Annotated in this window: 21 protein-coding genes; 3 read left to right on the forward strand and 18 right to left on the reverse strand. The window is 34.2% G+C overall.

Annotated elements, in window-relative coordinates; genetic code table 11:
* The first annotated feature begins 58 nt into the window (after positions 1–58).
* Together AAFP94_RS08805 and AAFP94_RS08810 are read left to right on the forward strand one after the other, a co-directional pair.
* Complete coding sequence (locus AAFP94_RS08805) at positions 59–409, forward strand: four helix bundle protein (protein WP_316662224.1); 351 nt, start codon at positions 59–61, stop codon at positions 407–409.
* Between the two features lie 15 nt (positions 410–424).
* A complete protein-coding gene (locus tag AAFP94_RS08810) occupies positions 425–1,120 on the forward strand; it encodes an RluA family pseudouridine synthase (protein ID WP_316662225.1) in 696 nt (231 codons plus the stop codon).
* Between the two features lie 6 nt (positions 1,121–1,126).
* On the opposite strand, the gene AAFP94_RS08815 is transcribed toward AAFP94_RS08810, so the two are convergent.
* The 5 genes from AAFP94_RS08815 to AAFP94_RS08835 are packed head-to-tail and all read right to left on the reverse strand — an operon-like array spanning position 1,127 to position 6,152.
* Entirely contained in the window at positions 1,127–1,972 is an 846-nt protein-coding gene (locus AAFP94_RS08815; RefSeq protein WP_316662226.1) for a 5-oxoprolinase subunit C family protein, read from the reverse strand.
* Positions 1,965–2,699, reverse strand: a complete 735-nt coding sequence (gene pxpB / locus AAFP94_RS08820; protein WP_316662227.1) for a 5-oxoprolinase subunit PxpB — start codon at positions 2,697–2,699, stop codon at positions 1,965–1,967. The genes AAFP94_RS08815 and pxpB overlap by 8 nt, the downstream gene beginning before the upstream one ends.
* Positions 2,692–3,405: a 5-oxoprolinase subunit PxpA gene (gene pxpA, locus AAFP94_RS08825; RefSeq protein WP_316662228.1), complete on the reverse strand. Its 714-nt coding sequence runs from the start codon at positions 3,403–3,405 to the stop codon at positions 2,692–2,694. The genes pxpB and pxpA overlap by 8 nt, the downstream gene beginning before the upstream one ends.
* On the reverse strand, positions 3,406–4,626 hold the full coding sequence (locus AAFP94_RS08830) for an Nramp family divalent metal transporter (RefSeq protein WP_316662230.1): 1,221 nt from the start codon (positions 4,624–4,626) through the stop codon (positions 3,406–3,408). It abuts the gene before it with no gap.
* Positions 4,614–6,152 carry a YifB family Mg chelatase-like AAA ATPase gene (locus AAFP94_RS08835; RefSeq protein WP_316662231.1) on the reverse strand — a complete coding sequence of 513 codons (1,539 nt, stop codon included), beginning with the start codon at positions 6,150–6,152 and terminating at the stop codon, positions 4,614–4,616. Before AAFP94_RS08835 ends, AAFP94_RS08830 begins: the two co-directional genes overlap by 13 nt.
* Positions 6,153–6,240: 88 nt before the next feature.
* On the opposite strand from AAFP94_RS08835, the gene AAFP94_RS08840 reads away from it, so the two are divergent.
* On the forward strand, positions 6,241–7,710 hold the full coding sequence (locus AAFP94_RS08840) for an SLC13 family permease (RefSeq protein ID WP_316662232.1): 1,470 nt from the start codon (positions 6,241–6,243) through the stop codon (positions 7,708–7,710).
* Here AAFP94_RS08840 and AAFP94_RS08845 read toward each other — a convergent pair.
* From AAFP94_RS08845 to AAFP94_RS08905, 13 genes are all read right to left on the reverse strand, one after another.
* On the reverse strand, positions 7,707–9,227 hold the full coding sequence (locus tag AAFP94_RS08845; RefSeq protein ID WP_316662233.1) for a flavin-containing monooxygenase: 1,521 nt from the start codon (positions 9,225–9,227) through the stop codon (positions 7,707–7,709). The genes AAFP94_RS08840 and AAFP94_RS08845 overlap by 4 nt on opposite strands.
* 7 nt (positions 9,228–9,234) lie before the next feature.
* Positions 9,235–9,753, reverse strand: a complete 519-nt coding sequence (locus AAFP94_RS08850) for a hypothetical protein (RefSeq protein ID WP_316662235.1) — start codon at positions 9,751–9,753, stop codon at positions 9,235–9,237.
* Positions 9,743–10,918 carry an MFS transporter gene (locus AAFP94_RS08855; RefSeq protein ID WP_316662237.1) on the reverse strand — a complete coding sequence of 392 codons (1,176 nt, stop codon included), beginning with the start codon at positions 10,916–10,918 and terminating at the stop codon, positions 9,743–9,745. Before AAFP94_RS08855 ends, AAFP94_RS08850 begins: the two co-directional genes overlap by 11 nt.
* A 16-nt stretch (positions 10,919–10,934) precedes the next feature.
* The gene (locus tag AAFP94_RS08860) at positions 10,935–11,618 is read right to left on the reverse strand and encodes a sulfotransferase family protein (protein ID WP_316662239.1); all 684 of its coding nucleotides are present in this window, start codon (positions 11,616–11,618) and stop codon (positions 10,935–10,937) included.
* A gap of 27 nt (positions 11,619–11,645) precedes the next feature.
* Positions 11,646–13,307: an aryl-sulfate sulfotransferase gene (locus AAFP94_RS08865; protein ID WP_316662241.1), complete on the reverse strand. Its 1,662-nt coding sequence runs from the start codon at positions 13,305–13,307 to the stop codon at positions 11,646–11,648.
* 134 nt (positions 13,308–13,441) lie between these two features.
* A complete protein-coding gene (locus tag AAFP94_RS08870; RefSeq protein WP_316662242.1) occupies positions 13,442–15,001 on the reverse strand; it encodes an aryl-sulfate sulfotransferase in 1,560 nt (519 codons plus the stop codon).
* Between the two features lie 94 nt (positions 15,002–15,095).
* Entirely contained in the window at positions 15,096–16,058 is a 963-nt protein-coding gene (locus tag AAFP94_RS08875) for a YheT family hydrolase (protein ID WP_316662244.1), read from the reverse strand.
* On the reverse strand, positions 16,058–17,392 hold the full coding sequence (gene preA / locus AAFP94_RS08880; RefSeq protein WP_316662246.1) for an NAD-dependent dihydropyrimidine dehydrogenase subunit PreA: 1,335 nt from the start codon (positions 17,390–17,392) through the stop codon (positions 16,058–16,060). The genes AAFP94_RS08875 and preA overlap by 1 nt, the downstream gene beginning before the upstream one ends.
* Before the next feature lie 14 nt (positions 17,393–17,406).
* Entirely contained in the window at positions 17,407–18,729 is a 1,323-nt protein-coding gene (locus AAFP94_RS08885; RefSeq protein WP_316662247.1) for an FAD-dependent oxidoreductase, read from the reverse strand.
* Positions 18,729–19,595, reverse strand: coding sequence for a nitrilase-related carbon-nitrogen hydrolase (locus AAFP94_RS08890; protein WP_316662248.1), 867 nt, complete (start codon positions 19,593–19,595; stop codon positions 18,729–18,731). The genes AAFP94_RS08885 and AAFP94_RS08890 overlap by 1 nt, the downstream gene beginning before the upstream one ends.
* Positions 19,596–19,600: 5 nt before the next feature.
* Entirely contained in the window at positions 19,601–20,986 is a 1,386-nt protein-coding gene (gene hydA, locus AAFP94_RS08895) for a dihydropyrimidinase (RefSeq protein WP_316662251.1), read from the reverse strand.
* A 66-nt stretch (positions 20,987–21,052) separates the two neighbouring features.
* Entirely contained in the window at positions 21,053–22,549 is a 1,497-nt protein-coding gene (locus tag AAFP94_RS08900) for a sodium/proline symporter (protein WP_316662252.1), read from the reverse strand.
* Positions 22,550–22,558: 9 nt separating this feature from the next.
* Positions 22,559–24,226 carry an NCS1 family nucleobase:cation symporter-1 gene (locus tag AAFP94_RS08905; protein WP_316662254.1) on the reverse strand — a complete coding sequence of 556 codons (1,668 nt, stop codon included), beginning with the start codon at positions 24,224–24,226 and terminating at the stop codon, positions 22,559–22,561.
* Positions 24,227–24,228 lie beyond the last annotated feature (2 nt).

Here is a 24,228-nt window from a genome sequence, read left to right on the forward strand (position 1 = left end):
AGATTATTAGACAAGTAGATTATTAGATTTGATAGATTTTTTAGATTATTAGAACATTATGCATCGCTTTAAAGATTTAGAGATTTGGAAAAGAAGTAGATTATTTTGTTCTGATATTTATAAGATTACTTCAAAGTTTCCCGAATCAGAAAAATTTGGTTTAACTAATCAATTGCGTAGGGCTTCTGTTTCTATTCCTTCAAATATTGCCGAAGGTTCTTCTAGAAAATCAGATAAGGATTTTTCTAGGTTTCTAGAAATTACTTTGGGCTCTGCATACGAGATAGAAACACAGCTATTAATTGCTCATGATTTAAAATTTATTTCAGAACATGAAATAAATCAACTATCTAATGAATTAGCTGAAATTATAAAAATGACATCTAGATTTAAATCTACCTTAAAATAAATCTAAAAATCTAACATGTCTAAAATTCTCTCTAACAAATCTAACTTACAAATTCTATATGAGGATAATCATATCATTATAATAAACAAACGTAGTGGTGATATTGTGCAAGGAGATAAAACTGGTGATGCGCCTTTAAGTGATATTGTTAAAGCGTACATTAAAGATAAATACAACAAACCAGGTAATGTCTATCTTGGTGTGGTTCATAGATTAGATAGACCTACAACTGGCATTGTCCTTTTTGCTAAAACCTCTAAAGCTTTAACACGTTTGAACAAAATGCTGGTTGATAAAAATATTAATAAAACTTACTGGGCAATAGTCAAGAATAAACCTGAAAAAGAAAAAAACACCTTAATTCATTGGCTTAAAAAGAATCCTAAAAACAACAAGTCTTCAGCATTTATAAAAGAAAAATCAGACGGTAAAAAAGCTATTCTTCATTATGAGTTAACCAAAAAACTAGACAACTATTATTTGCTTGAGGTAAATTTAGAAACTGGTAGACATCATCAAATACGCTCACAATTGGCAAGCATAGGTTGTCCAATTAAAGGTGATTTAAAATATGGTTTTGATAGAAGTAATAAAGATGGAAGTATAAGTTTACATGCAAGACAAATTGATTTTATTCATCCTGTCTCAAAGGAAGAAATAAATGTAACAGCACCTTTACCAAATGATCCTATTTGGAATGTCTGCAATTAAAAATTCTTATTGTGTTAAGAGCTTAAATTCAATCAAATCATTTGTGAATTTTTGAGCCAGAGTATTAATTCCTTTCTCACTCAATTGAAAAACTCTTGGATAGCCACCAGTAGTTTGACAGTCTCTCATTAATATTATCAATTTACCAGAAGGAGTTAATTGAACGGTTCCAGGCAAAACCAACGATGTTATTATGGGCTGTATTTTATTTATTACCAATTCATTGAGTTGGTATGCCATCCTGTTATTCTCTTTTGAAATTGTGAATTTTTGAGAAAATAATGTCTTTTTTTCTTCTTTAGAAAGTTTATCAAATTCTGGTCCTTGATACGCTTCTACAATATTGGACTTTAAAGAACGTGTATCCACAGAAATACTATTGAAATTACAGTCTTGTATATTCTCATTTATTATCAATAAATCATCCTTTTTAATTATCTGCGATTCCGTAATATTCTTATACATACTTCTACTATTCATGGCTAAATGTGTTTGAAAACCACCTAGAACAGATAAATACGAACGAACGCCATGATTTAATCTTCCAAAACTTAAAACATCACCTTTTTTAACTGAAATAGGTTTATTATTTTCTATTAGAATAGAATTCAATATTGGGCTTAAATCAGCACCTGTAATGCAGATTACGGTGTCTGTTTGAAACTCTAGAACTGGGCCTTTAATGGTTATTTCTAATCCGGCGTCATTTTCGTCATTACCAAGTATGGCATTTGCAAGCTTTGCTGAATAACTATCCATGACTCCCGAAATCGGTACTCCAAATTGCCGATATCCAAACCTTCCTAAATCTTGAATGGTTGAATAAAATCCTGGACTGATGACTTTAACCACTTAAAACCTCACTTTCCATTTGATATGTATTGGTTTTAACCAATTCGGTTATTTGGAGATGCTCTTCTAATGAAACTGGATAAAACTTAATTTTGTCGCCTCCTTTGATTAGGCAAGGAACATCCTCACTAGAATTAAAAAGATGAATTGGAGAATTACCTATGATATTCCAGCCTCCTGGACTTTCATTTGGATAAATGCCTGTTTGGTTTTCACCAATTGCAACCGAGCCTTTTTTTATGTGCAGTCTTGGATTATTTTTTCTTGGAAAATGCAACTCTTCAGCTAAACCACCTAAATACAGAAATCCAGGTAAAAACCCAATAAAATAAATGGTATAAACTGGATTGGTGTGAAGCCTAATTAGTAGTCTTAAATCAATGTTTTTTGACTTTAATATTTCTTCACTATCAATGCCAAAAGACAGGTCATAACAGACTGGAATTTTCCATAGTTTAGAGGATAAAACCAAGTCTGTTTTCTTAATTTTGTAGAGTCTACTTAAATTTGAAATTTTAATTGTAAAATCATTTATAAAATTTTTGTAAATAATTAATATTGAATTATATGCGTGATTTACTTCAACTATATATTTAGATGCATCATTTTCAATAACTTGTTTAAATTGCAAAATATCTTTCAGAATATTTTCATCTATTCTATTCGGCCATTCTATTAAAATAGCTTTATCACCAAAAGGTTTATATGTTAATTGGAAATTAGCCAAAATGTTCTTTTAAACCTTTTATTATTTGAATTGCATTTGGATTATCTCCATGTACACAAAATGTATCAGCTTTAATTTTAACTTCAATTCCATTTATTGTTTTTACTTTACCTAAAATAATTTGTTCCACATGTTTAATAGCCTTATCTGTATCTATAATTACTGCATTTTTGTTCGTTCTCGAAACAAGTGATAAATCATGATTGTAATGTCTATCAGCAAAAGCTTCAAAGGTTACTGGTATATTTTGTTCGGAAGCCAATTTAGCAATTACAGAACCATACGGAGCATACAATTTAATTGGATAAGCAATACTTTTAACTACTTCTATAATTATATTGGCAGTCCTCTTGTCTTTAGCTGCCAGATTATATAAAGCACCATGAGGTTTTATATGATGAAGTTGCAAATGTTCCTTTATTAAAACATTCAATAAACTACGTATTTGTTTCTTTAAGGTAGTGTAAAGATTGGCACTGGATATTTCAATGATCTCTCTGCCAAAATGCGTTTTATCTGGAAACGATGGATGTGCTCCAATTTTAACGTGATGTTGTTTGGCCAGCTTTACATTCTTTGTCATGATCTCAAAATCACCGGCATGCCCACCACAAGCTATATTACATGAAGAAATAAATGGCATAAATTGAGCTTCATTATTTAGTCCTTCACCAACATCAACATTTATATCTAAAAAAGTATGCATCTAAATAACATTGAAAACCGTTAATAAACTCTTTGCTCCTAAAAAGATAGTAATTGTTAAAATAATAAACCCTAATATATTTTGAGTTAAAGAATTTTTATACGTTTCTAAAACTAAAGAACGATTCATTATCCAAAGCAAAAATCCTGCAATAACAGGCAATAAGATGCCATTGGCAACTTGAGCAAATTTTATAATTTCTATTGGTTTTATACTTATTGATGACAATATTATACCTAAAAGTAAAATGAACATCCAAACCATTCTGAACTTTTTTGCACGTAAATTAGCATTCCAACCTAAACAGCCATTTGCAACATAAGCTGCTGCCAAGGGTGCTGTGATAGCACTGGTGATTCCAGCTGCAAAGAGTCCAATAGCAAGAAAAACTTTTGCATAACTGCCAAAGAATGGCGCTAATCCTTTAGCTAAATCTGTTGCATTCTTAATATCTTGTGTTTGGATGGCAGCTGCCGAAATAATGATGCACATAGAAACGACTCCACCTAAAACAACGGCTATTATTAAGTCTTTTCTTGCATATTTTAGATCATTCTTACTTTTCCATTTTTCTTTAACTAAAGAAGCATGTAGAAAGAGATTGTAAGGTACAACCGTTGTACCAATCAGCCCAACGATAGTCAATAAACTTCCTTTAGGAAATGTTGGTGTTAATGTATGTTTTAATATTTCGGAAAAATCAGGTTCAGTTAAAACAGCAGTAATAACAAAGGCAATACTCATAATGACAACCAAAAAGATTAAAACTCTTTCTAAAACCTTATAATTACCAAGATATAACAAAGCAAATGCAATAATGCCAATGATGATGCTTACACCATTTATTGAACGGCTACCAATATTGATATTTAATTTACCGATTAGCGATTCAAAACCCAGAACACTTCCTGTTATATTGCCAGCCTCATAAGCTGCATTACCAATAACAATTGCGAACAGTATAAGTAAAATAGCAACGGCTTTGATGTACTTATTCTTAATCTCTTCTCTGATGACTTCAGACAATCCTTTTTGAGTTACAATGCCCAAACGCGCTGCCATTTCTTGCAAAACTATTGTGGCTATTATAGAAAGCACTATTGTCCAAAGTAAAACAAAACCAAAATTGACACCGGCCAACGTACACACGGTAACCGTTCCTGGTCCAATAAAAGCGGCAGCAACCAATGGTCCTGGTCCAATATTTTTTAACCAAGCCATCCTTCTCTATCTAAACTTCTATATTGAATCGCTTCACTAATGTGCGAACCGTTTATTGCTTCAACACCTTCAATATCTGCAATGGTTCTGGCTACTTTTAAGATTCTGTCATATGCTCTAGCAGACAAACTTAAGCGTTCCATTGCTGTTTTCAACAATTGTTTTGAAGCCTCATCTAACTCGCAATATTTTCTGATTTGTTTTGAGTTCATTTGAGCATTATAATGTACCTTATCAGAGTCTTTAAAGCGATTTGTTTGTAGTTCACGTGCAGCCGTGACACGCTTTCTAATGTCAATTGAAGATTCTCCTTTTCTATCTTCAGAAAGTTTTTCAAATGGTACAGGAGTCACTTCTATATGAATATCAATTCTATCCAATAAAGGACCAGAAATTTTACTTAAATAGCGTTGCATTTCGGCAGGACTTGATGTGACGGGCGCATCAGGATCATTAAAGTAACCTCCAGGACTCGGATTCATGCTGGCAACCAACATAAAACTGCTCGGATACGTCACTGTAAATTTCGCTCTTGAAATAGTCACTTCTCTATCTTCCAAAGGCTGCCGCATCACTTCCAAAACACCACGTTTAAATTCTGGTAATTCATCTAAAAATAAAACACCATTATGAGATAAGGATATTTCGCCAGGTTGTGGATACGCACCTCCTCCAACCAAGGCAACATCGCTAATGGTGTGATGCGGACTTCTAAATGGACGTTGCGACATCAACCCAGAATGTGCTTTAACACCACCAACTACAGAATGTATCTTTGTGGTTTCTAAAGCTTCTTGTAAGGTCATTGGTGGTAAAATACTTGGTAAGCGCTTTGCTAACATGGTCTTTCCAGCTCCTGGTGGACCAATTAAAATAATGTTATGTCCGCCAGCTGCTGCAATTTCCATGCAACGCTTGATACTTTCCTGTCCTTTAACATCTGAAAAATCAAATTCTGGGAAGTCCAGATTTTTATAGAATTCTTCTCTGGTATTGATGATAGTTTGCTCAAGCTTTTCGCCTTTATCAAAATAATCTATGACTTGCTTAATATTATCTACACCAAAAACTTCAAGGTCGTTCACAATAGCAGCCTCTCTAGCATTCTGACTTGGAAGAATAAATCCTTTGAAACCTTCTTCTCTAGCCTTTATTGCAATAGGTAATGCGCCTTTAATAGGTTGCAAACTTCCATCAAGGGAAAGCTCACCCATGATCAAAAATTGGTCAAGGTTTTCAGCTTTAATTTGATTTGAAGCAGCCAGAATTCCTATGGCTAAAGTTAAATCGTAAGCCGAACCTTCTTTGCGTAAATCGGCTGGAGACATATTGATGATGATTTTCTTTCCAGGAATTTTATAACCATTGTTTTGAAGTGCTGCGGCAATACGATAATTACTCTCTTTGATAGCATTGTCTGGTAAACCAACCAAATGATAACCTATGCCTGTATCTACATTGACCTCAACAGTTACTGTTGTGGCTTCAACACCAAATACTGCACTACCAAAGACTTTTTTGAGCATAAATTGAATTTGATTAAAAGTAAGAAAATTTGACAAATTATAATTCCAATAAAAATTAGTATTATTACTTGAAGTTTCAATTCTAAATATGACTAACTCAAAACGTATTGGATTAGTACTTGGTCCAATTCTATTTATACTTATCAGATTATTTTTTAAGCCAGAAGGTTTAAGTGATGAAGCTAATGGAATTCTGGCTTCTACATTATGGATAGCTGTTTGGTGGATCACAGAAGCCATCCCAATTGCTGCAACAGCATTACTACCTATTGTGTTGTTCCCACTTACTGGAAGTTTGGATATTGCTTCTACAACTGGGTCCTTTGGTCACAAATATGTGTTTCTGTATATGGGTGGATTTATTATTGCCATTTCTATCGAGAAATGGCACCTTCATAAACGGATTGCCTTAAATATCATAAACTTGATTGGTTCTAACGTTAAAAAAATCATTTTGGGTTTTATGGTAGCCACTGCATTTCTATCGATGTGGATTTCCAACACAGCTACGTCTGTGATGATGTTGCCTATTGGTATTGCCATTATAAAACAGCTTAAAGACAATCCTAAAACCGTTGAAGACGAAAACTTAATCTTTGGCAAAGCATTGATGCTGGCTATTGCCTATAGTGCGTCAATTGGAGGTATCGCAACACTTATTGGTACACCACCAAATTTGGTTTTAGCTGGTGTGGTTATGGATACCTATGGTTATGAAATTACTTTTCTACAATGGTTTATGTTTGGGTTTCCTATCTCCGTTCTTTTAATAATAATTTGTTGGAAATACTTAACATCTTTTGCATTTAAATTTGAACAAAAAGAATTTCCTGGTGGTAAACAAGAAATCAATAGATTGCTGAAATCTCTTGGTAAAATTTCATACGAAGAAAAACTCGTTTCCATTATATTTGCTACAACAGCGTTTTGTTGGATAACACGCTCGTTTTTACTACAAAAAATGTTACCACAATTAGATGATACCATTATTGCTATTGTGTTTGCATTGATTCTGTTTATAATCCCTTCAAAAAAGAAAAAGAAAAAACTGATGACCTGGAAAGACGCCAAAAATTTGCCTTGGGGAATTATTATCCTATTTGGCGGTGGAATGGCTTTAGCAAAAGGGTTTGAAACCAGTGGTCTAGCCTTATGGATTGGAAACCAAATGACCTCACTTGTTGGAGTCACAACCATTCTCCTTGTCTTGCTTTTGATAGCTTCTGTAAACTTTTTAACTGAAATTACTTCAAATCTAGCAACCACAGCAATGTTATTACCTGTTTTAGCTCCTTTGGCTTTAACGATTGATTTGCATCCGTTTATTTTGATGGTAGGTGCAGCTGTAGCAGCCTCTTGCGCTTTTATGTTGCCAGTAGCAACACCACCAAATGCTGTAGTATTTGGTTCGGGTTATTTACGAATTCCAGATATGGTAAGTAAAGGGTTTTTGATGAATATCATATCCATAATTATTCTAACACTTTTTGTGTATTTTATACTGCCTGAATTGTGGAATATCACTGTTGAAGGCTTCCCTGAAGTATTTAAACATTAATTCGACAATAACCATTTGTGAGCATAACGAATTCTTCCTCTTAAACCTGCTTTTACAATATGGTTATAAGTACTAATTGGTAGTTTGAAGATAATTTCTTTAGCTAGTTTCTCTTTTTTACCTGGCCCTTTTAGCCTGAATTGAGTTGCTTGTGTTGGTCCATACATCAAATGAAACCAAAGTTTTGGATTGGTAATCAAATATTTACCAAGTGGTGGATAACAACCTATAATTTTAGATAGATCATTCATAAAACGGTGATAATCCACCAAACTTCTAATACGTTCTGCATTACCTTCAAATTGATCTTGATATATCTTAAGATCTTTTTGAATATAATCTTTCATAGCTTCTTTAGATGGCAATTTCATGTCACCTGAAAAAATTAAAGCTGCATATCTTGATTGCATTTCCATAATGGGAAACTGGCTTCCAAATCCTGGTCTTGCCCAACCAATCCAAGCTATTCTATCCCCATAATCTAGATGAAACATGTGTTTGAACATACTTCTCGGGTCACAAGCTTTTAATTGGTCTGGCATAAAATGGACTACATTTCTATATCCTGTACAAAATACAATTGCATCAACATTTTCTAATACTTTACCTTGATTATCAATAAGATATTTTTGGCTATCATCAGCTTGAACAATGTCACCAACTATTTCGCAACCATGATGTGCAACTGCTTTAGGTAAAGCCAAAGTTTTAGTGCCATAAATTCCCCAGATTCCATTTTTGGCTGGAACTCTTTCATTCAAGTCGGCCAGCACATCAAAAACAGGGTCTTTTCTTCCGCGCTCTAATTTAAGAACAAACGGACTTAAATGTCTGCCATATTCTCGAGGTAAATCCCAGATGCCGCGATGTGTAGAAACATCGGCTGCGTGCTCACCTCTTTTTCTTGGAACTATCCATCCTGTTGACTCTCGGAGGCTTACCCAGGATTTTTTAGCTACTTGAGCAATTTCGTAAGCAACATCTGAACCTGATTCTCCACCTCCAACAATAAGTACTCGTTTTCCTTTGAAACTATCGGCATTCTTGTAGTCTTTAGAGTGTGAATATGATATGTTGTTTAATTGTTTATGCCAATCAGGAAATCTAGGAATGTTATTATTTCCTATAGCTAAAACAAGATGTTTACATTGTAGTTCTTCGACAGAATTTAAATTAATAACCCAAGAACCGTCTTTATTTTCTATAACTGTTTCAACTTTAGAGTTAAATTGAATATGGTCTGTAACTTTATAATGTTTAGCGTAATCTTTCCAGTATTTTACAGCTTCATCTTTAGTCCAAAACGAATGGCTTTTACCTTCGCCTACCCAAAAATCTGAAAACATACTGAAGGTAACCGAAGAGGTCAATAATAAGTTATCATACCCTTTAGCAAAAACACCACCTAACGTGTTTGATTGCTCTAAACAAACTACATCTTCAAAACCTTTTTCAAGTAATTCTTTGGTGGCAACTATGCCTCCTGGTCCGGCTCCTATGACTACACAACTAATCATAATGTGTTTATGGTTTACTTACTTTTATATTTGCTCCATCTAATAATGATATGACGTTTTCTTCATTATTTTCTAATGGTATTATTTTATCTTTAAAGGCATTCTTTAATTCCCTTGGAATAATTTCGATCAACTCTGAATATAAAATTTTATTATCTATTTGGTGGTCTTCAGCGACTTTGATCTTTGAATAAAACCCAATGCCTTGATCATATTCAGATTTAAAATCATCTTTCAGCCAATTGGGTAAATTTACCAAAACCGAGCCTAAAAATTCTTTATCAAAATCAATATTGGAATTGTAAAGTGTTTTGCCTAACACTTGTCCTTCTAAAATTTGATTGTGTGCTTTTATTAAAGACTCACCTTTTATATTAAAAAATTTAACTATCCCTAAAGTTCGAGAAATATTCTGGTCATCATTCAACTCAATAATTCTAATATCATGATTTTGCTTTACAATACGCATTTTAATAGTACCGAATAACTTTTCTAATGCGCTGGTATGAAGATTTTCATAATTCATTAACACTTTCGGTTTTCCTGGTCATAAAATAAAAGACTAACATTATTAGGCTTAAAATTAATAAAACAGCCGCTATTATAAGATATAATTGTGATTGTGTTACAATATCTAAAATTGGCAGTAGAATGATTGGCGATAAAAACTGTCCCATAAACCAAAAAGTGGTCAGTCTTCCTATTTCTCTTCCTCTAATTTCTAAAGGCGCTAATTGCATCACCCAGACATTGGCATTTGGAATCATGACTCCCATTCCCAATCCACCAAGTAACATAGCCACCATGACCATTGCGTACGAATTACCATATGCAATGCATACATAAGCAATCGCCATGAGTAAATAACCTAGTCCGAAAATTTGCTTGAATGCAAATTTGTCTTTAATCTTTGAAAACGAAATAGCTCCAATGGCAGAGAAAAATGTGCTAGAAGCTATTGCTAGACCAATTAATGAATTCTTCTCAACTCCAATAGATTTTAAATAGAAAGGTATTTGAATAGGAATGATAAAAAACATGATCCACATGAGCATTACATTTGCAAATACAAACCATATAATTTTAGGCGATTTAACTGTTTTAACTTCCTGATGAGTATCTTCAGCTTTTAAAGGCTCCTTCAGATACAGATATGCAAAAGGAATGATAAGGATTGAAAATAAATAAAGTAAGAATGGAACTCGCCAGTTAATATCTGCCAAAATACCACCAAGTGAGATAAAAATTATTCCGGCTAAAGACATCACAGCTATTTGAATACCTGCAAATTTTTGTCGTGCTTTTCCATGATAATAATCAGCGACCAAAGTTGTTACAATGGTCATGGTAATACCAACACTTATACCTAATAAGGCTCTTCCTGCTAAAATTGCATAAAGATTATCAAGCCAATATCCAGAAGTACCTGATATTGCATATAAAACCAATGCTACTCCTAATAGTTTAAGTCTACCTATCTTATCAATGACTAAACCTGCAGCAATAGCACTTAAAGCAATAAATAAACCAGGAAACGATAACACCATTTTTACCAATTTTCCACCATTGGGAACATCAGAAAATGTCTTTGTCATATCTGGCAAGGACGCGGATATGGTTATCATAGACATGATGGTTAAACTACTAACTAATAATAAGGCTAATTTAACTTTCCAGCTTTCAGAATTCATTCGCAAATACCAGTGGTTAAACCATCTGTCCTTTCATCAATTTTGGAAGCATCTCTTTAAAGTTCTCCTTTTTATTTAAATGTGGCAGTGGATCTTTTGGTTCTTCAACACCTAAAAATTTACATAATGGTGCCCAACCATCTCTTACATCATAAACCAATAATTTATCAGCAGGAACGTGTGCCTTAACTTCTGCTATATGGTCGTTCCAGAATTTTTCGGCAAAGGCTTTATCACCAAAATTACCTTGTAGTCTTTCAGCAAAAAACACTTTTTTAAACCACTTAATACATTTAACTACATTGCGAGCTCTTGCGTTAAACAGTAGTTTACTCAACATTTTAATTTTTTCTCCTGGTGTTTGAGGTCCTGCTCTAAATACAGTACTGTCCACACTTTTGTACCAACTTTCAAAATCTCTAACAGTAAGAATTACTTTGGCATCTGGATATTGCTTCATATGCTCTTTGTACCAAGGATAACCTGGAAAATCAACTGTACCATCATACCCATCATATAAGCCATCCCAATCTGTATCTCCAGTATCATCTAGAGTTTTCCAATAATGAAGCCTTTCAGGGTTAACCAAAAGCTCCTTCATGTGATAAACATGTTTACAATATCCCAAAGTTACAAGAGACACTTTTAATGTATTTGTTCCTGTTCTTGGCAAACCTGCTCCAATAATTTTTATAGACATCTTAATTAGTTTTAAATTTAGTTATTATTAATGAATACTATCCTTTTCCATTGCTGGTGGAGGTGGTGGCATTTTGAATATAAATGGTTCCGGTTGCGGTGAAATGGGTTTTAACTCCTTACCCTTAAATGCAGGGAAATCTGGTGTAAAATGTGTACTTCTAAATTGGGCATATATAAAAGGTCCTACTGGCTGTGGAATTGAACCATCAGGCAAAGTATATCCATTATTATAAGGGTTCCAATACTCCCAAGTAATTTCTTTGTCTGGAGTAACTTCAAAAAAGCGACCTCTTACTCCTTCTGTTATAAGCGTATTTCCATTTTTTAAGCGATGAGCTCCAGAGACAAACGGAGAGTAAAACGAATATTTATCAGGAGCAATATATTCCCAATAAGATTCATCCGGACCAAAGCTTCCTTTATCTGAAATTGTATAAGTCTCACCTTCGATTTCCGGTAAAACCCACTCAATTACAGAACTAAAATTTCCAAAATCACCTACTGCAACATGTGGGTCAGGTGATTGTGCTTTAGCTAATGCGGCACCCAATGAAGGTAATTTGTTGTCAGGATTGTGAATGTTATTATTAAAAGCCATTAGATGACCTTCCCCTGGATAACCTTTTGGAATCCATTTGACATCGTGCTGTACAAAAAGTTTTTGATCTTCTTTCGTTCCTCCAGCATAATTTTGAGGGTTGCCCCATCTATAAAGCAAATCCCCAGAACTACCTTTAGCCTCCTCTGTTGAAATACTATGATCTATAATATAAATTTCATTGAAGCCTGGACAACTGAAAACAATTTGATCCAATTCTGCATTATATGAAACAGCATTCACATGTGTGATATCTGAACGCTGATTATCCACATTAGCATTAGAAGTCATTATACCCATAGCTTTCATTTGTTCAATTTGTGCCTCATCCATAAGTGGTCCAGATTCCGATTCCGCACTATGAGTATTGATATTTATTTTACGCGGATGGTTTTTTATTATGCCGTAGTTTGCCTTGGTGGAATCAAAATCTTGAACAAGATGATCCCACATATCCCATTCCCATACAATTTCTCCACCACGTGGTCTAATAGGTTTAATTTCAATAATCTTATCAATCCAGAGTCCTCCTTTTAAAACGCGTTCAGGATCACGTCCTGCCGCGATGGATTCTTCAGGTGTTCTAGCCTCATAGCAAATAGCAAGTACATTCCCATTTGGCATGACTTCTATATCATGGTGAAGCAGTTCTTTTTCGGTTGCCAATTTATAATCCCAAATCAGGTTACCATCCCAATCATATTCGCGTATGATTCCTGCCTGCCCGCCAAAAGCAAAAACAGGAAAATTTTCGTCTCTTTCGAGCCTAAAAAGATGCCCATTTTCAAAAAGGTAACCGTTCAGCATTGTATTCACTTCGCCTGGCCATTTATGAACTATATTTCCATCCAAATCCATTAAGTAGGTATCTGTACCGAAAGATGGTGAAAATAGAACATACCCAGGTGTCGCCATATCGGTTTTTGATATCAAGCCTCTTTTTTCAGTAACACCGGCAAGTGCTCTTGTCTCTTCAGATTTCCAGACTCTAACTACAGGTTTTTCTACTACTTCTTGTGGTTGTTCTTTTTTACATGAAACAGCTATAAACAATACAGCTGAAAAGGAAAGAAAAAATATTTTTTTCATATTGGTTAGGTGTTTTAGTGTTTTAGTTAATGCTCTAAAAGCAATTTTCTTGTAGGTATAATTAAATATTCGGGGAAATATGATTGATTATTAAAGACCCTAAAAATAAGAAATTTAAAATTTCTAAACTATAATTATTCTTCAGTTTCTTCTTCCTCTTTTTTAGGGGGAAGTTTAAACACTTCCGGTTGAGGATCTAATGGTTTTAATTCTTTATCCTTAAAAGCAGGATGATCTGCTGGAATAAAGTTTGACCTAAAATTCGAATAAGTAAAAAACCAAGGTGCTACAGGTGTTCCATCTAAATGGTGAATATTACCCCGATAAGGATTTAAATATTCCCAGACAATCTCACCATCTGGTGTGACCTCAAAATATCTTCCTTTTGGTCCTTCATTAATAAAAGTATTACCGTTTTTAAGGCGTTGTGCACCTGAAACAAAGCTTCCGAAAAATGAAATGGTGTCTTTTGCAATATACCTCCAAACAGGTTCTTCTAAACCAAATCTTTTGTTTTCGTTTAAAATGTAATTTCCGTCTTTATCTACCAAAGGTTTAATCTCATAAACAGCAGAATAGTCCAAACTATCTGGACCCATAGGAATATCATTATTAAAGAATGTGAGGTTTCCTTCACCTGGAAAACCTTTATCTATCCATCTTATATCATGCTGACCAAATGACTTTTGGTCTGTAGAGTCGCCTTGTTTATAATTTTGTGGATTTCCCCAACGATATAGAAAGTCACCTCCTTTGCCCATTTTTCCTCCAGTATGTCCAGCGGCTTCTTCTGTGGTCGTACTATGGTCTATAATAAAAACCTCATTTAAGTTTGGAGAACTAAAGGCAATTTGATCCAATTCTTCATTATAATTTATGGCATTAAAATGATACACATCAGAGCCTCTATTTTCTACGGTTTGGTTTCTCCAAAGTCTTTTCATTTTATGTAAAACATCCAAACTGTCTTGCGATATGGGTTCCGGTAATTTTCTACCTCTACTTAAATCTAACAATTCTGGATGTTCAGACACATCACCATAATTATCTTTAGTTTCATCGAAATCTTGAATTAAATGATCCCAAACTTTCCATTCCCAAACAATATCGGCTTCATAAGTTCCCTTTGGTGTTAACTCAACAATCTTATCTGGCCACAAACCAGCTTTTGGCGTATTTTCTGGATCTCTTCCAGCTTGAACGACTTCATCATACGACCTTGATTCCCAAGCTATGGTCAAAATATTACCATTTGGTATTAATGCTATATCATGATGGTTGTGGTATTCTCTATTTGAAAATTCTAAATCCCAAAGCATTTTACTGTCCCAACTTATTCTTTGTAATCGACCTGATTCTCCACCTCCTGCAAAAACAGGAAAATCAAGATCTTCAGCATTTGTTGTAAGTGAACCGTCGTCGTTTAAATAAACACTTCCCATTTGATTAGTGCCTTTCCATTGGTGCACGACTTCTCCCTTACGGTTAATTAAATATGCATATACAGAATTTGGTGGTGTAAATAAAATATAGCCCGGCAAAAGCCCTTCAGAAGTTTTGGTTAAACCTCTCTCAATATAATGACCAAACATATTTCGGTCTTTTTTTTCTTGAGAATAGGCGTTTTGAAAGTTTAAATTGAAAAGAATGAAGAGGGCAATAAAGTAGGCAACATAGTGTTGACTTTTTTTCATTTTTGGATTGGTTTTGGTTAGTTGAAATAATTATTTAGTTACCAAATGTACAACAAAAGATTTTTCTTACATAAAAAGTCCATTAAATAATTGTTTACTTATATTCTAAAATAAAATCTAAAGCTCTTTTTTCATTATAAAAGATATTATCTTGAGAAAAGAAACCAACATGACCTCCATATTCTGGTATTTCTAAAAATAGATTTGCATTTCCCTTGGCTTCTTTAATTGGGAAACATTCAGGTGATAAAAACGAATCGTTCTTTGCGTTTATAATTAAAGTTGGTATCTTAATATTGTAAAGAAACTGGAGACTGCTGCACTTTTCATAATAATCTAATGCATCTTTAAATCCATGTGCTTTTGAAGTATAAATATCATCAAAATCTTTTAATGTTTTAATTGCTTTAATGTCTGAATAAGAAATCAATTCCGGATATTTTTTTTGTTTTTGCTTAAGACTAGATTTGAGCTGAAACCTAAACATTTCATGGTAAGGTAAATTTTTAAATTTATGCAGCTCTAAAGAAGCTCCATTTAGATCGCATGGTACCGATATAGCAATACAAGCCTTTATTTGATTTGGAATAGTAATTCTTTCGCCTAAATATTTTAAAACCACATTACCACCAAGACTAAATCCTTTAATAAATATTTCTCTGTACTTATTAGTAGAAATGATATGGTTAATAATTTCATTTAAATCTTCCGTTTCTCCTGAATGATAAGTGCGATATTTGAGATTATCTTCTCCACTACAACCACGAAAATTTACACAAACGGCATCTATATTATTTTCATTGAAAAGTTTGGCGTTTCCCGTCATATAATGGCGCTGCGCATTGCCTCCAAGCCCATGAAGTAAAATAATAAGTTTGTTTGTTTTTTCTTTTGAAAAACTCCAATCTAAATCAAGAAAATCGTCATCAGATAAAGTAAGACGTTCACGTTTTTGATTAATCTTTATTGGCTGTCTAAACAGTCCGGAATATACTGTTGAAAGAGTACCGTTTCTAAAAATAAAAGGAGGTTTGTAAGATGAGGGAACAATAGGCATTAGTTTTTATGCTTTAAAGCATCAGTCGGTTTGGGAACAAAATGATGTTTTCCTCCTGCTCTATCATCATCAAAAGTTACAGGAATATCATCATTAAGTGTTCGTTCATTCCAAGTGAGATGTTCTTTACCATCATCTTTTTTAACCATGGTGATACAATCTTCTACTGGACAAACCAATGAACATAAATTACAACCTACACAATTCTCCTCTATGATACTTGGAATTCTTATAGTTCTATCTTCAGATAAGGCAATGGCTTGATGTGCACCATCATCACATGCAATATAACATAATTCACAACCTATACATTTATCAGCATTAATTTCAGCAATTACTTTGTGTTTTAAATTTAGATGCTTCCATTCGGTGACATTAGGTAAAGCTTTGCCCGCAAAATCGTATATGGTTTTATAGTTTTTCTCTTCCATAAACTGTCTCAAACCAGCCTCCATTTCTCTCACGATACCAAAACCATAATGCATCACTGCAGTACAAACCTGCACTGAAGTTGCGCCTAACAAAATAAACTCTACTACATCACGCCATGTTTCGACTCCTCCAATACCAGAAATTGGTGTTTTTGAAATTTCTGGATGTTGTGCCAACTCTCTAATCATGTGCATGGCGATAGGTTTTACTGCTGGTCCACAATAACCTCCATTAGTACCTTTGCCATCAACAATGGGTAAAGGCGCATACGTATCTAAATCAATTCCAACTATACTTTTTATTGTATTTATTAATGAAATGGCGTCGGTTCCACCTTTTACTGCAGCTAAACCTGGATCAGTAATTTCTGAAATGTTGGGTGTTAATTTTGTAATTACTGGAATAGTGGCTGCATTCTTTACCCAACCAACAATAGTTTCTAAAACTTCTGGTTCTTGACCAACAGCAGAACCCATTCCACGTTCACACATACCATGAGGGCAACCAAAATTAAGTTCAATGCCATCTGCTCCAGCATTTTCAACATCTTTGATTATTTGTTCCCATTCAGCCTTACTTTCTACCATTAAGGAAGCTATAACTGCATGATCTGGAAAATATTTTTTTACTTCTTCTATTTCTCGAAGATTATCAGCTAAAGGTCTATCGGTAATCAATTCAATATTATTGAAACCCATCATTCTGGTATTTCTATAATTTACAGAACCATATCGACTAGATACATTTACCACAGGAACTCCAAGCGTTTTCCACACGGCTCCACCCCAACCTGCATCAAAAGCTTTCATAATTTGATAACCTGAATTTGTTGGTGGCGCAGATGCTAGCCAAAAAGGATTTGGTGCTTTGATTCCTGCAAAATTTATTGATAAATCGACCATAATTTGTCTTTTTGTTAATTTAACCAGTTATGAATTCCTTGTGCTGCCATTTTACCGTCGTAAGCAGCATTAACTACTTCTGCTCCTCCATTAATGGCATCTCCTCCAGCAAAATATTTTGGATTTGAAGTTTGAAACGTATTATCATCAACTATAATTCTCGTTTTGTTATCTGTTTCTAAATTATCAATCAATTCATAAAGACTGCCTTGTTTAGCCTGTCCAGTAGCTTTGATTACCAAATCACATCTTACAATAAAAGTGTTGTTCATGTTTGTATGTAGGTTACCATTTACTAATTCAGTTTTAGCAAACTTTACACCTTCCACTTTTTCTTTTCCAACAATAGCAATGGGTGTTAAATTAAATAAACTGTCAACTCCTGCGCTAATTGCCAAATCATATTCAAAACCATAAGCTCCCATTTTTTCTTTGGTATTGCGATAAGCCAAAACCGTTTTTCTCGCTCCCATTCTGGCAGATTCTGATGCTGCATCCATAGCAGTATTTCCACCACCAATGACAACAACTTTATCTGGTACTTCTAACTTATGTTGTTTGTTTTTCAATTCTTCAATAAACTCAACTGCTCCAATAACACCATTTAAATTTTCACCATCCAATTCTAAATCTCTTGTTGTTCCTAGACCAACACCAAGAAAAATAGCGTCATATTTAGATTCAAGAGCAGATAATTCTTGTTTTGAATTAATGTTAGTATTGTATTTAATATTGAAACCTAATTGGTTCTGTAAATATTCTACTTCTTTTAAAACTTCCTCGTTTGTTATTTTATAAGGAGCTACACCATGAACTGTTAAACCCGAAGGTTTATCTTTAGCTTCAAAAACATCAACATCATAACCCAAAGTTTTGGCTTCACAAGCACAGGCGATACCTGCTGGACCTGCACCAATTACTGCAATATTTTTTCCGTTAGACTTTCCAATAGAAAATAACTTTTTATTAGTATTAATGGATTGATTTGTAGCATAATTTTGAAGTCTACCTATTTGAATTGGAGGCACATCCTGATGATTGTAAACACAAGCTCCTTCGCACAAAACACCAGTTGGGCATACAATACCACAAGCATTACCGAGCCAATTAGAATCGAAAATTGTCTTCGAAGCACCAATTATATTGTTTGTATGTATCTGCTTGATAAACAGAGGGATGTCGATATGGGTTGGACAAGCTTGAATACATGGAGCATCATAGCAGAATAAACACCTTGAACTTTCATAATACGCTTCGGTATCATTCATTAAAGGTTTCTTTTGCTTAAAATTCTTGTTGAATTCTGCTTCAGATTTTGGTCTTTTGTATTCTGCCATTATAAGTCTGTTAAGCGTCCATAAGTTTCTGGTCTCCTATCTCTAAAGAATTGCCATGTTGAACGAACTTCATCTATTAAATCTAAATCAAATTCTGCTACTAATAATTCGTCATTATCTCTAGAAGCTTGTGCAAAAATTTGACCTCGAGGATCAACAAAATAAGATTGACCGTAAAATTTACCTAGATTCCATGGTTTTTCTTCTCCAACACGATTGATGCAACCCATAAAATAACCATTGGCTGCTGCGTGGGCCGGCTGTTCAAGTTTCCAGAGATATTCACTCAAACCAGCTACCGTTGCTGATGGATTATAAACAATTTCTGCACCATTCAAGCCTAATACTCTGGCGCCATCTGGAAAATGCCTATCATAACAAATATAAACGCCAACTTTGGCATATTTGGTCTGAAATACTGGATAGCCTAAATTACCAGGTTTAAAAAAGAATTTCTCCCAAAATCCAGTGGTATGCGGAATATGATTTTTTCTGTACTTTCCTAGATAAGTTCCATCTGCGTCAATAACAGCTGCTGTATTATACAAAACTCCTGCTTGTTCCTTTTCATAAATGGGTACAATAATGACCATATTGTATTTTTTGGCCAATACCTGCATTTTTTCTGTAGTTGGTCCTGGAACTGATTCCGCCGAGGCATACCATTTTCTATCTTGTCCAGGACAAAAATATGGAGTGTTGAAGATTTCTTGCAAGCACAATATTTGAACGCCCTTTTTTCCAGCTTCTTGTATGTATGGAATATGCTTGTCATACATCGCATCCATGATTTCTTGAATATTTCCTTCTCCTTCTGTCATTGGAAGGCTCATCTGTATGAGTCCTGATTTTATAATTCTTGGCATATTATCTAAATTACAGTTTTTGATGTTTTTCCTCTTGGTATAAATTGTCCGAAACCTGCTTGAAGTTTACATTCTTCATTCTCTATGGCAACTTGACCTCTTAAAATTACAGTTTCGGTTTTTCCAATTACTTTTTGACCTTCATAAGCCGAATAATCACAATTCATGTGATGTGTCTTTACAGAAATTGTATGTTCTTTATTCGGGTCGAAAATCACAATATCTGCATCGCTACCAATAGCAATGGTTCCCTTTCTAGGATACATTCCGAAGATTTTAGCCGCATTGGTTGAAGCTACTTCTACATATTTTGTTAATGATATTTTTCCTTTATGAACACCTTCTGAAAATAACAACTCCATACGATGCTCTATCGCAGGATGGCCGTTTGGTATTTTTGAAAAGTCGTCTTTTCCCATTTTCTTTTGTTCCCACTCGAACGGACAATGATCTGTACCAACCACTTGTACCAAGCCTTGATTAATACCAGACCACAATGCAAATTGATCTTTCTTTTCTCTCAATGGTGGACTCATCACCCATTTAGCACCTTCAAAATCTTTTTCATATAAAGAAGCATCTAGCATTAAATACTGTGTACATGTTTCTACAAATACTTTTTGATTGCGTTGTGTTGCTTTTCTAACAGCATTTAAGGCTCCTTCGCAAGTCATGTGTACAATATAGCCAGGACAGTCTGTATAATGTAACATATCTACAAAACGACCTGATGCTTCGGCTTCTGTAACTTCAGGTTGTGAGAGATAATGGTATAATGGAGACAAGTTGCCTTCTGCTCTGTTCTTTGCAATTAATGAATCTATCATATCTCCATTGGTTGCATGAACTGTTACCAAACCACCATGCTTTTTAACCACTTTCATAAGCTGCACCATTTGTCCATCGTCAATCATCAAAGCGCCTTTATAGGCCATAAAAGTTTTAAAAGATGAAATTCCTTCCTCTTCAATCATCTGTACAACTTCTTTAGCTACATTGTCATTAAAATCTGTAACAGCCATATGATATGAATAATCTCCTATAGCTTTCCCCTTAGATTTTTGTTGCCAAGTTTTTAATGCATTATGGAGTGAATCTCCTTGTGTTTGTAGAATAAAATCGATGACCATTGTAGTACCTCCATGGAGTGCCGCTCTGGTTCCTGTTTCGTAGTCATCACTGGAGTAGGTTCCCATAAAAGGCATATCGAGATGTACATGAGGATCTATACCTCCTGGGAAAACCAGTTTATTTGCAGCATCCACGACTTTATCTGCGTTGTAATTCAAATCTTTTCCAATAGCAACAATCTTTTCTCCTTCAACATAAACATCAGCAATATAACTTTCTGATGCTGTAACTACACGACCATTTTTAATTAGAATTGACATTTTTATAATTGACTTAATTATTTCTTATTCTGTTTAAATTTACAAGTTTTTAATCAGTTTTACTTTTTAATAATCTATTTTTTGAGTTTTGGTTCTAGATATTAAACTCACAATAACACCAACAGACATTGCCAAGATAAAGGATGGACCTAACTCTCCAACTTTTTCAAAAAAAATACCTATACCTTCAATAGACGTCATACCAAACTTAAAAATTGGTACTGATATAAAACCAGCTATCATTGAAGCTAATGCTCCTTTTTCATTAAACCCTTTCCAAAATAGTGATAAAATAATTGTTGGACAAAATGTAGCTGCTATACCTGACCAACCAAAAATAACAAACCAAAAAATTGTTCTTCCAGGTACACTTACAGCAACAATAATAGCTATTAGAAGTGCAAGTATTGCAAGAACTAATGTAATTAATCTGGATGTTTTTGCCAGTTCTCTTTCAGTTTTATTTGGCTTAAAGATTTGTTGATAATAGTCTCTAGAAATTGCGCTCGAAGCTACAACCAAAAGTGAATCTATAGTTGACATAATTGCCGAAAGTACCGCAGCAATATAAATCCCTATTAAAGTTAATGGCATAACTCGTTCAACCAAAAGTGGCAGCACATTTTGTGCTCCATTTCCTAAAATAGCTTCAACATCTGCATCGACCGAAGTTAAAAGGTATCTTCCAAAAATACCTATTAAAACTGCACAAGAATCCGTTAGTAAAGTAAAAATTATAGCAACCCAACGACCTTTTTTTATTTCAGCTGTACTTTTTATAGACATGAATCTGATAAAAAGTTGTGGTGAGCCCATAAATCCAAGTCCGATGAATGTAAAACCTAAAATGGTGAAAAGATTCACCATATTAAAGCCGCCTTCACCCCAAATATTCAAAAATGATGGATCTAATTTTAGCAATTCGTCAGAAACTGAAACACTCGAACTAATAGAAAAATAAGCAACAATAGGTAAAGCAACCAAACCTAAAAGCATGATTAACCCTTGAAACAAATCAGACCAAGCTACAGCTACAAATCCTCCAGAAAAAATGTATGTTAATACAATTATAAAACCAACTATAGCTCCTGTAAAATAATTCCATCCTAAAAAAGTCTCAAAAGCTGAACCTGTTGCGTCTATTTGTGCACTGACATAGATAACTACAAACAGAGACAACGCTGTTGCAGCAACAATTCTTAAGGTATGCGAAGTTGATTTAAAATGACTTACAAGGTAATCTGGTATCGTGATCGAATTGTATTTATCACTTAATTTTTTAAAGCGTTCTGCCATAAAAAACCATGAAACAGTAACACCAAGAACTTCTCCTAAAACTACCCAAAATGCTGAAACACCTACCATGGCACCAAGACCAGTTAAACCCAACAGTAACCATGCGGATTCTCCTGTTGCTCTAGCAGAAAAAGCAACGACCCAATAGCCAAGGTTTTTACCGCCTACATAATAATCTTTAGTGTTTCTTATTCGTTTTGTAGCAAAATATCCAATTAGAAAAAGGATGGAAAAATAGAGAAATAGTATTGTGTATTTTAGAATCAAACGCGTTTCTTATTTTTTCATTAAAAAGTAATATAGTGAAAACGAAATGATGAATCCAGTAAACCAAGATAATGAATACAAGAAACTTAATGCTGGCATCCAATAGCCTACTAATGCCAAGAAAACGCCAACTGCTAAAGCGATCATAGCTGAAGTATTAAAACCAGTTTTTCCGTAGGAATAAACGCCTTCTTCTTTATATAGTTCTGCTAATTCAACTGTTTTGTGTCTAATTAAAAAATAGTCACAGATCAAAATTCCCAAAACTGGCCCGAGCAATCCGCTTACAAAAATTAGAAACCCTGAAATTTCATTTAGTAACCACCAAGGCATAATTAAAATACCTATGATCCCTGTAATTGTTCCTCCTTTTTTAAAACTTATTTTTTTTGGCCAAAGATTAGAAAAGGCGTTAGATGGCGCAATAACATTCGCTGCAATATTCGTACTTAACGTTGCAATAATCATAAAAATCTGTGCTACAATAACAACTACTGGATTCTTGAATTTAGCAATTAGAGATACTGGATCCCAAGGGGCATCGTCTGCAATGAGAATGTCTTTAAAATTTATAATTGCAGCACATGTTACAAATATGCCAACAAAAGAATAGAGCATCATGGTTACTGGAAGGCCAATAAACTGCCCTGAAACCTGATCTTTTTGAGTGGACGCATAGCGAGTTATATCTGCTATGCTTATAGACATCGTTGCCCAAAAACCAACCATTGCAGTTAGCCAAAGTAAGTAACTCCATAATTTACTTCCAGAGGCATTTATATCAATTAGTTTTGCTGTTACAACACTTGACAATACTTCTGAATCTCCTTCTGTGTTTCTGAATTGGACTTGAACATTATCTGAAGTATTAATAAGAACTGGGTTTTCAGTGAATGCTTGCCAAGTTGAATTTTCATCTGATACAATATTATATTCTGTAACTTTTAGATGGCCTTCTTTGTCTTTTAGTGAATTCAGATTGAGATAATATAAATCATTTTCAGAGGATATTGTTGCTGCTGTTTTTTCAAGCTGTACACTTTGGTCTAATACAATGGAAAATCCTTCAGCTTTTGCATAACTCCAATAAATAAGTACCAATCCGATACCTATTAAAATAGGAGCTGAATAGGTTTCAAGCCATTTAATGCTTTCGGTGCCTTTCCAGATAAAGTACATATTGATAATCCAAAACACGCCAAAACCAACAAATTTTCCGACAGATAAACCCAACTCACCTGTTGAACCAGTAATGGCATTAAAAATGGCATAAATGGCCAAACCACCAATCCAAGTTTGAACACCAAACCAACCACATGCTATAACACCTCTAGCCACAGAAGCTAAATGAACCCCTTTTGTACCAAATGCTGCTCTACCTATTACTGGAAATGGCACACCATACTTAACTCCAGCATGACCATTAAGTACCATTGGTATCGTAATGATTAAATTAGCCAAACCAATAATAATTAAAGCTTCATACCAATTCAAGCCAGTTTTTATCATATAAGAAGCCAACAAATACGTAGGAATACATACAGCCATACCAACCCAAATTGCTGCCAAATGCCACTTGTTCCATGTACGTTGATTAGCTGGAACAGGTGCTAAATCTTCACTGTATAATGGTGAATTTGAAAGGTCTTCGTGTAATTCTACAATGTCTTTACTCATAT

This window comes from Gilvirhabdus luticola (genome assembly GCF_040117515.1).
In the GTDB taxonomy this organism is placed as follows: Bacteria; Bacteroidota; Bacteroidia; order Flavobacteriales; family Flavobacteriaceae; genus Gilvirhabdus; species Gilvirhabdus luticola.